This is a genomic window from Pseudomonas sp. PS02288 (genome assembly GCF_029959715.1).
GTDB lineage: Bacteria > Pseudomonadota > Gammaproteobacteria > Pseudomonadales > Pseudomonadaceae > Pseudomonas_O > Pseudomonas_O kuykendallii.
In genome coordinates, this window is sequence record NZ_JASCPA010000121.1 from 1 (window position 1) to 2,179 (window position 2,179).

General features: G+C 67.2%; 1 protein-coding gene. It reads right to left on the minus strand.

What is annotated here, in order from left to right; all coding sequences use genetic code 11:
• Positions 1–7: 7 nt before the first annotated feature.
• Complete coding sequence (locus QMX85_RS23315) at positions 8–1,813, minus strand: monovalent cation:proton antiporter-2 (CPA2) family protein (RefSeq protein WP_282344922.1); 1,806 nt, start codon at positions 1,811–1,813, stop codon at positions 8–10.
• Positions 1,814–2,179 lie beyond the last annotated feature (366 nt).

Here is a 2,179-nt window from a genome sequence, read left to right on the forward strand (position 1 = left end):
CGCCCCTTCAGTCGGGGCGCAGTTCCTTCTCGTCCTGGCTGTCCGCCTCGAACAGCCGCTCGAGTTCGGCGCGCGCCTCGCGGGCGGTCTGCATGACCTTCGCCGCATCGTCGTAGACGTGCTGCTGCGCTTCGAGCAGCTGTTCGTCGTGGCGCTTGAAGCGCGCCACCCGCGCCTCGGCCTGGGCCGGGCTGAGCCCCAGCCCGACCAGCATCCGCCGGCTCATCTCCAGGCTGGAGTGGAAGGTCTCGCGCACGGCCTGCGCGTCGAGGTCGACCAGCCGGTGCACGTGCTGGCGGTTGCGCGCGCGGGCGAGGATCTTGATGTGCGGGTAGAGCCGACGCACCAGCGCGGCGGTCTTGATGTTGGTTTCCGGATCGTCGGTAGCGATGACGAAATACTCGGCCTGCTCCACCTTCGCCGCGCGGAGGATTTCCGGCCGCAGCGGGTCGCCGTAGAACACCGGCGCGTGGCCGAAGCTGCGCGAGAATTCGATGGACTCCACCGCCGTATCCAGGGCGACGAAGGAAATCTTCTGCGCGCGCAGTATCCGCGCGATCACCTGCCCCATCCGGCCCATCCCGGCGATCACCACGCGCGGTGAATCGCCGACGATATCGCGGTATTCCTCGGGCACGTCCAACGGTGCCGACTTGGCTTTGGGCAACCGCGACAGGGCCAGCAGGAGCAACGGCGTGAGCGCCATCGACAAGGTGATGGTGAGCACCAGGATGTCGTAGAGTCCCGGATCGAACAGCCCGCGGTCACGGCCGATCTTGAACACCACGAAGGCGAACTCCCCGCCCGCCGCCAGTACCAGGCCGAGCCGCAGCGCGCTTTCGCGCCCGAGGCCGCCGGCCATACGCCCGACGAAATACAGCAACGGCAGCTTCAGCAGGATCAGCAGCAAGGTCAGCTCCAGCACCGCCACCGGCGCGCTGAACAGCAGGCCGATGTTGGTGCCCATGCCGACGCTGATGAAGAACAGGCCGAGCAGCAGCCCTTTGAACGGTTCGATCTGCGCTTCGAGTTCGTGGCGGTACTCGGAGTCCGCCAGCAGCAGCCCGGCGAGGAAGGTGCCGAGCGCCATGGACACCCCGGCCAGCTCCATCAGCCAGGCGGTGCCGATTACCACCAGCAGCGCGGTGGCGGTGGACACCTCCTGCAGGCCGGTCTTGGCGACGATGCGGAACACCGGGCGCAACAGATAGCGCCCGCCGATCACCACGATGGCGATGCTGACGAGAATCTGCAGCCCGTGGGCCAGGTCGTTCTCCGCGTTGTGCTCGACGCCCGCCAGCAGCGGCACCATGGCGATCAGGGGGATCGCCGCGATGTCCTGGAATAGCAGGATGGAGAACGCCAGGCGGCCGTGAGGGCTGTTCAGCTCCTTGCGCTCGGCCAAGCTCTGCAGGCCGAACGCGGTGGACGAGAGCGCCAGCCCCAGGCCGAGCACCGCCGCGGCGTTCAACGGCTGCTCGAAGCCGAGCAATGCCACCGCGCCGATCACCACGCCGGTCAGCAGCACCTGCGCCAGACCGACGCCGAACACCGACTTGCGCATCACCCACAGCCGCCGCGGCGACAATTCCAGGCCGATGATGAACAGCAGCAGCACCACGCCCAGCTCGGAAATCTGCCCGACGCTCTGCGGGTCGCCTGCCAGGCCAAGCACCGCGGGGCCGATGACCACACCGGCCAGTAGGTAACCGAGCACGGCCCCGAGTTGCAGGCGCTTGGCCAGCGGCACGGTGATCACCGCGGCGAGCAGAAAAACCACCGCGGCCTGCAGCAGATTGCCTTCATGGGGCATGGGTCACTCCTGGTCGAAAAGAATCGCCACGCACCCTCCCGGCACGCGCGGCGACATGCTGCCAGCTCAGCGGCGTCGCAGTCGAGGCGCACGTGTTGTCTCAGCCCCAAGTAGCTGCGGCGGCGATATTTCCCAATGCGGATTCAAAGGTGCGCCTACCATCCCGAAGGGTGCGCCGCGCGCACCGATGGAACCTTCGGGTTTACCAGGGCGGCTGAACCTGCGCCGCCGCTGCCTGGCGCATCTGCGCTCGCGGGTTTCACCCGCCCTACAAGATGGCGATGCTTGGTGTAGGACAGGTGAAACCCGCGAGCGGCAATACCGTATCGCCCGACAGGCATACAGGAGGAATGGATCATCGACGAC